Source organism: Methylobacterium sp. WL69, from assembly GCF_008039485.1.
Classification (GTDB): Bacteria; Pseudomonadota; Alphaproteobacteria; order Rhizobiales; family Beijerinckiaceae; genus Methylobacterium.
Genome location: NZ_VRUZ01000148.1, coordinates 1 through 6,966 on the forward strand (window position 1 = coordinate 1; position 6,966 = coordinate 6,966).

General features: G+C 70.8%; 7 protein-coding genes. 3 read left to right on the forward strand and 4 right to left on the reverse strand.

Annotated features, from left to right (window positions below; genetic code table 11):
* The 3 genes from FV218_RS21535 to FV218_RS21545 all read right to left on the reverse strand — a co-directional run.
* Positions 1-905 (reverse strand): septal ring lytic transglycosylase RlpA family protein (locus FV218_RS21535; RefSeq protein WP_147711498.1); only part of this gene is annotated, 905 nt, incomplete at its 3' end.
* Between the two features lie 399 nt (positions 906-1,304).
* The gene (locus FV218_RS21540; RefSeq protein ID WP_147711499.1) at positions 1,305-1,610 is read right to left on the reverse strand and encodes a ribbon-helix-helix domain-containing protein; all 306 of its coding nucleotides are present in this window, start codon (positions 1,608-1,610) and stop codon (positions 1,305-1,307) included.
* Positions 1,594-2,232, reverse strand: coding sequence for a ParA family protein (locus FV218_RS21545; RefSeq protein WP_147711500.1), 639 nt, complete (start codon positions 2,230-2,232; stop codon positions 1,594-1,596). Before FV218_RS21545 ends, FV218_RS21540 begins: the two co-directional genes overlap by 17 nt.
* A 348-nt stretch (positions 2,233-2,580) precedes the next feature.
* Between FV218_RS21545 and FV218_RS21550 the strand changes: the two genes are divergently transcribed.
* The 3 genes from FV218_RS21550 (at position 2,581) to FV218_RS21560 (ending at position 5,376) form a co-directional block, all read left to right on the forward strand.
* Positions 2,581-3,144: a PAS domain-containing protein gene (locus FV218_RS21550; protein WP_244475083.1), complete on the forward strand. Its 564-nt coding sequence runs from the start codon at positions 2,581-2,583 to the stop codon at positions 3,142-3,144.
* Positions 3,145-3,305: 161 nt separating this feature from the next.
* Complete coding sequence (locus FV218_RS21555; protein ID WP_147711501.1) at positions 3,306-3,974, forward strand: DUF5625 family protein; 669 nt, start codon at positions 3,306-3,308, stop codon at positions 3,972-3,974.
* A 442-nt stretch (positions 3,975-4,416) separates the two neighbouring features.
* The gene (locus FV218_RS21560; RefSeq protein WP_147711502.1) at positions 4,417-5,376 is read left to right on the forward strand and encodes a DMT family transporter; all 960 of its coding nucleotides are present in this window, start codon (positions 4,417-4,419) and stop codon (positions 5,374-5,376) included.
* A gap of 145 nt (positions 5,377-5,521) precedes the next feature.
* Here FV218_RS21560 and FV218_RS22925 read toward each other — a convergent pair whose 3' ends face one another.
* Positions 5,522-6,775: a hypothetical protein gene (locus tag FV218_RS22925; protein ID WP_246685231.1), complete on the reverse strand. Its 1,254-nt coding sequence runs from the start codon at positions 6,773-6,775 to the stop codon at positions 5,522-5,524.
* Positions 6,776-6,966 lie beyond the last annotated feature (191 nt).

Sequence of the window (6,966 nt, forward strand, 5' to 3'; positions counted from 1 at the left end):
TCGCGCGGGGCGGTGGGCTGGAGGGCGGCGGGCACGGCGACGCCGGCCGCACTCGCCAGGATGATCGGCCGGGCGCGCGCCGGGCGGGGCGCCTCGTTCGGAGATTCCTGCGACGTCTCGCGCGAAGCGTCCTGCACAATCTCCTGCGGCGCCTCCTCGGCGGCCGACCGGAACGCCAGGGCCGAGCGGCCCCTCGCCAAGGGCTCGTCGGGTCCGAGATCGGCCAGCATCACCGGCGACGGGCCCCGGATGGCGGCGGGCACGCCGTCCGTGCGCAGGGTGGCGAGGAGCTTGCGGTCGTCGCTGCCGGCGGTGGAGGCCTTGCCGACATACTCGACCCGCACCTTCGACGTGCCGCTGCGGTGGAATTCGAGGGCCTGGGCCACCTCCTCCGACACGTCCATGATGCGGTCGGCGTGGTACGGCCCGCGATCGTTCACCCGCACGATCATCGAGCGATGGTTGGTGAGGTTGGTGACGCGGGCGTAGCTCGGCAGGGGCAGGGTCGGGTGTGCGGCCGCGATGGAGTTGCGGTCGAACACCTCGCCGTTGGCCGTCATCCGGCCGTGGAAGGCGGCGCCGTACCACGAGGCCAGGCCCTCGCGGACGTAGCCCTTGGCGTCCTCCCGCGGCACGTAGGTGCGGCCGGCCACCACGTAGGGCTTGCCGGAGAAGCGCCGGCCGCCGCCCTTCGGGATCACGTCGCCCTCCTTGTAGAGGCGCGGGCTCGCCTTGACCCCGTATTTCGGATCGAGGGTGGAGCCGGAGGCCCCGGCGAGCTTCTGCTGCGGATTCTGGGCGCAGTTGGCGGTGGCGAGCGCCACGGCGCAGGCGCCGATCAGCCGCCACAGGGGCAGCCCGGCCGGCACACCGAACGACAGGCCGGCCTTCGTCGAACGCGTCATCCCGTTGATCCGCCCCGCCGCCTCGTGACGCAACACACACCCGCGACCGAGGACGACGAGGTCCGCCGGGTGCCCGGGGCGACGCGGACGCAGGGGCGCCGTTCCGGGACGCCCAGGTTTGTCGCTTCGGCGTAAACGAAGGCTGAATCCGGCGGCCGGGATTTTTCGCGAGTGGGTCGCGGACCGGCCTTCGCAGTTCAGGCGCCGCATCCGGACCCGGACCGAAGCCGTTGCGGGATCGGGCGAAAGCCGGAATCGAACGGGCCGACCCGGTCAGGGGCCCGGCCCGCCGGGGCGTCGGGCGGCCGCGGCGGGGGTCCGGTTGCGACGCGACGTCGGGATCGCGCCGCAAGCTCTTCTCGATCCAGCGGTTTTCGCATTCGCGAAAACCCGCCCGCCTCAGCGCGGGTCGGTCTCCGTCAGCTGCTGGATGGAGCGGGCGCCGCGCTGCCGGAACAGCAGGTCGAGGGCTTCCAGCATCAGGCCGTGCATCTTGGCCCGCTCGGCATGGGCGATGTCGCGCAGCTGATCGTAGACCGGCGGCTCGAGGTAGACCGACATCTGCCGCGCCCGCTCCTTGAGGGTGGTGGCGGGCCGGGGGCGGGGGGTGCCGACGGCGAGGGTGACGATCTCGGCGGTGGGCTGCGGGCGCCCGGACGAGGCCGCCACGATGGCGGCGAGGCTCGGCTTAGGCGGCTTTGACATGCTTGGAGACCTGCATCCGCTTCTCGATCCAGGTCCAGAGCTTGCGCACTTCGCCCGCCGCCTGGCCCTTCGGGTTGAATTCGGTGACGCCCTGGCCGACGCCGATGGCGTCCTGGTGGTCCGTGCGGGCGACGATGTTGACGTCGGGCAGGATGCCCAGCACCGCAAGGCCGTCGGCGGCGTCGCGGATGCGGTAGGAGCGCGGCGGGGTCTGGTTCAGGACGAAGGCGAACTTCTTCTCCAGGCGGTAGATGGCGGCGAGCGTCGGCTTGAACGCGCGCAGGTCCGCCGGGGTCGGCCGGCACGGGATGATGCACAGGTCGGCGGCGCGGATGGCCGAGAGGGTCCCGGTGGAATCGACGCCCGGCGTGTCGATGAAGACGTAGTCGTAGGAGGACTCGCGCAGCTTGCCCATGACCGCGTCGATCTGGGTCGCGTCGATCTGGGCGACCTCGGGACCGTCCACGATGCGGTGGTCGAGCCAGTCGGAGATCGTCGCCTGCCGGTCCATCTCCAGGATGCAGACGGAGAGGCCGCGCTCCTGGGCGGCGACGGCGAGGGAGATGCACAGGGTGCTCTTGCCGCTGCCCCCCTTCTGCGTGACGAACGTGATGGCCTTCATCCTGGCGCCCCTTCGCGGCTCTCGATTCGTCCCGGTCTCGCAGGCCGGCGCCCGCGCCGGGGCTGTCCTGGGACGCAAGGATGACCTGATCCGGTCTCGCCGATCATGGTTAATCAATCGTTAAGCGCACGGCTGCGGCCATGGCCCGATCGTCAATCTAAGGTTGATGGATCACCATAAAAACGCAACCGCCCCCTCTTCTCGTTCGGTGGTTTTCGCTCTAGCTTGCGGGAACCGGACCCGGCGAATCCCTCGGCAGAACCAACCTCAGGTAAATCGTGCCGTTCGCCCGGCGCCCGGCCCCACGGCACGGTGGCGGCCCGGCGTGCGCGCCCCCCCAGGAGAATCATGTCCCGACCCCTGTTTGCGATGTCGGAGAGCGAGGCGGTGCAGGCCGCCCTGGTGGCGTCCGGGGTCGTCGGCCTGTGGACCTACGACATCTGGGCGGACCGGCTCGTGCTCTCGGGCACCCTGCCGGAGGTCCTCGGCCTGGAGCCGACGGCCTCCGGCGTGCCCCTCGGCCGCCTCCTCGACGGGACCCACGGCGAGGATCGCGAGCGGGTGGAGAACGTCGTCCATGCCGCCGTCGCCGGCGGAGCCCCGTTCGACGTCGCCTTCCGCACGGCGTCGGGCGGGCGCAGCCTGTCCCTGCGCGGGCGGATCGAGCGCGACGGGGCGGGCCAGCCCCGGCACGGGCGCGGCATCGCCCTCGACCTCACCCACGAGGGCGGCCTCGACCGGCCGGGCCAGCACGCGGTCAACCGCATGGCCGAGCACGCCATCGCCCTGCACGGCCTCGTCGGCCACCTGCACCACCCGTCCCTGGCCCGGCTCCTCGACAGCCTGATGCGGGAGATCGGCCGCGAACTCGCCCGCCACCTCCAGGGCAAGGCCGACGCGCGCCGGCATTAGGGGGCGGATCGTCGGGCGCCGGTTGCGCCCTAAACTCGACAGAAGAGTTTATGCGACAGACGCCTGAAAGCTGCTATAGCGTGACATTGCACACACCGAACGAACGATAAGTATGATTGCATACATCACTGCACGCATTCATGCCGAGAGTTGATAATCCCGTGTTCGCGTTCTATGCTCGGCGCAAATGGATAATATTTGCTCTTATTGGGCTGATTGGCTGCGTTTGCAGCTTCGAGATTTGGTCACGATGGATAACGGCGGTGCCGCTGAGCGAACCAATCGCGCTTTCATCCGCTGGGAATATTGACAAAGAGCTAGAGATTCGGAGGGACTGCACCCATTCACTTGAGCTTGCGTTCTCAAAAACCACTCGCCTCGGTGATGACGTAGCAACGCTTGTCAGCGCCTCCCGCTCAGTGGGCATCGGCTCGGGAAAGGCCTTCGACGGCGTCAGGATCCCTCTGCAATGGTCGCTGATCGATCCGGCTGGCAGAGTCATAACCTCCGGTTGCGGTGATGCGGCGGGAAGTCATGCCTGGAGTTCAACTGAATTCTATCGTCCAGTTGTGAGCAGTCTTCGCCTCCCTCGCGGGAAATATCGCCTGCGTGCCGCACTTGTCAGCAGTGTTCCGGAGCTTAATGGCATGAGCGCCAGATTGACTCTGGGATGCCACAATGGAAAGTTAGGATCGGGGTGGCAGTATAATTTGCTACTATTTGGTCAACTCATTAAAAATTCAGTCATTTTACCACTTTCGGCGATCCTTGCAGCGATTTTGCTCGGATTGGAGACGAGCCATTTGGGACCATCTTATAAGCGCCGCTAAGTGTTTCCCTATCTCATCCTTACCGCTACGGTAACTTTGGGTTCAAAGCAGGCGCGCTGTCCACGTCTACTTCAACGCGTTCGCCGCTCGAAAGCGGACCGGCAAAAATCCACCCGCCCCGGTCGTTCCGCCCGCCCCCCGACGCCAAATCTTGCCCAAACGCTCACGACGGGCCGGACGCCTCGCGCACGGGGCGCCCGGCCCGCTGCATCAGGGCGCGCAACGCCGGGGCCGCCTCGGCCGGGGGTTTTGCCAGGGCGCGGGCGCAGGCGTGGATTGCGGCGGTGCAGGCGCAAGGACCGCATCGTCGGGCGGGGATTCGATCACCGAAACAAGCCCCGCCCGCGCCACGCGGGCCGGCCGGAGGATTTGAGCGCAAGAAACGGGACGCGCGTCACCCGGGCAAAATCCTAGGACGGGTCGAACCAGCGAGGGATCCGTCATGCCGCCCGCCGTGAACCGCACGATGTCCGCGCCCGAATGGGCGATGCTCGTCAGCCTTTCCGTGCTCTGGGGCGGATCGTTCTTCTTCACGCACGTGGCGCTCGACGCAGTGCCGCCCTTCACCCTCGTCACCCTGCGCGTCGGGCTCGCCGCGGTGATCCTGAACGCCGTCGTGCCGCTGTCGGGCCTCAGCATGCCGCGCGGGGCCCGGGTTTGGGCCGCCTTCCTCGGCATGGGCCTCCTCAACAACGCCGTTCCGTTCTGCCTGATCGTGTGGGGCCAAACCCACATCGCCTCCGGGCTCGCCGCGATCCTGAACGCGACCACGCCGCTGTTCACCGTCGTCGCGGCCCACATCCTCACGTCCGACGAGGGGATGACCGGCAACCGGATCGCGGGGGTGCTCGCCGGCCTCGCCGGCGTTGCCGTGATGGTCGGACCCGCCGTCCTCGCGGGCCTCGGGACCGACCTCCTGGCGCAGATCGCCGTCCTCGGCGCGGCCCTGTCCTACGCCTGCGCCGGCCTCTTCGGCCGGCGCTTCCAGGGGATGGGCGTTCCGCCGCTCGCGACGGCCGCGGGGCAGGTCACGGCATCCGCGCTCCTGCTTCTGCCCATCGCCCTCGTCGTCGATCGGCCCTGGACCCTGCCGGTGCCGAGTGCGTCGGTGTGGGGCGCGATCGGGGGCATCGCGGCCCTGTCGACGGCGCTCGCCTACGTGCTGTACTTCCGCATCCTGGCGACGGCGGGGGCGACCAACCTTTGCCTCGTCACCTTCCTCATTCCGGTGTCGGCCATTCTCCTCGGTGCCGTCGTGCTGGGCGAGCGCCTCGATCCGCAGCACTTCATCGGCATGGCGCTGATCGGTTGCGGACTCGCGGCCATCGACGGCCGCCTCCGGGCCTTTCTCCAGCGGCGGCGACGCCCATCGCCCGAGGTCTATCGAGGGCGGGACATCTAGGCGGCTCGGCGGCTCGGTCGGGCCATCCGCCGAGGATCGGGAGCGGTGCTGTCCGCGTCCATGCCTCTGCCGCTCGAAAGCGGACAGGCGAAAATCCGCCCCGGTCGTTCCGCCCGCCCCCCGGCGCCAGATTTTGCCCAAACGCTCACGGCAGAGCGGACGCCTCGCGCACGGGGCGCACGTCCCGCTGCACCAGGGCGCGCAGGGCCGGGGCCGCCTCGGCCGGGGGTTTTGCCAGGGCGCGGGCGTAGGCGTGGATCTCCGTGGCGCAGGCGCGCGGCCCGATGACCGCATCGTCGGGCAGGGGTTCGATCACCGAAACGATCCCCGCCCGCGCCACGAGGGCCGGCACCTCGGTCCCGTCGCCGAGCACCTCTCCGGCCTCGACGAGGTCGGCCCCCGCCCCGATCCGGGCGCAGGTTTCGCGGTTCTCCGCGCGGGCCGCCAGCATGGCCCGCAGGAGGATGCGCCCGGCGGACAGGAGCGTGGGCGCGTCGGCCTGCGCCAGCCCGCGGGCGATGGCGCCGGCGGCGCGGCGGCGCAGGCCCGCGACGGATTCGGCCTCCGAGCGGCCGGCGCGGTAGGCCTCGGCGTACCAGGCGGCGAGGTCCGCGACGGCGCCCGGCGCCGAACCCAGGACCGGCAGGGCGCGCAGGATTGCCGCCCGCGCGCCGGCCGGGCTCGGATCGTCGTCGAGGGTGGAATCGGGAAACCGGTCGGTCCCGACCATCTCGGTGACGGCGCCGGCGGAGAGCAGCCGGTCGGCGTCGGGCACCCACAGGTCGGCGGAGGCGGTGGCCAGGGCCTCGGTGACGAAGGCCGGGTCGAGGCCGGCGGCGAGGTAGGCCGCCCGCTCGGGCACGCCGTCGGCCTGCACCACCTGCCCGAACGGGCCGGCCTCGTAGGGGGCGTGGAAGCCGAGGCGGCCGCCCTCCACGAGGAAGCGCCGGTGCCCGCGCACGAAGGCGAGGGTGCAGGCCGAGACGCAGTAATCGGGCACGTAGGTGGCGAGATGGCGCGCGGCGACGAGGCGGCCGATGGCCTGCCCCTCCTCGACGAGGCCGCCCTCGCTGGTGAGGTGGAGGCGCTCGACATGGGGGTTGGCGTCGAGGAGCGCGCGCAGGCGCTCCGCCGTCCCCTCCCCCAGCTCGCCGGCGAGGCGGATGTCGCGGCCGTGGGGGCCGAGGCCGACGCGGGCGGGCGCCATGGCGGCGGTGTCGAGCTCCTCGGCGAGGCGCAGGGACAGGGCGGCGGTGGCCGCGCCCACGGCCGGGCGGTCGAGGCAGGCGAGGGCGGCGCCGAGGGCGAGGCAGGCGGCGCCCGCGCCGAGCATCCGTCCGAGGCGCGTCCCGCCCCATCCCGCCGTTCCCGCCCGCACCGCCATGTTGCTGGCCGTCATGTCGCTGGCCCTCCGGGCGCATCGCCGCGATGCGCCCGGTCGATGATCGCCCGTGGCGGGGCTCCGGCAAATCCCCCGCCGGCGGCCGAATCGGCGGCGCCGGGCGCTGCCACGGCCCGAAGAGACGGTTGCGCCTGCCGATGTCGGCGCCCGCGGATCGATCTCCCGCGGCGGGGCGGCGGAGGGACGGT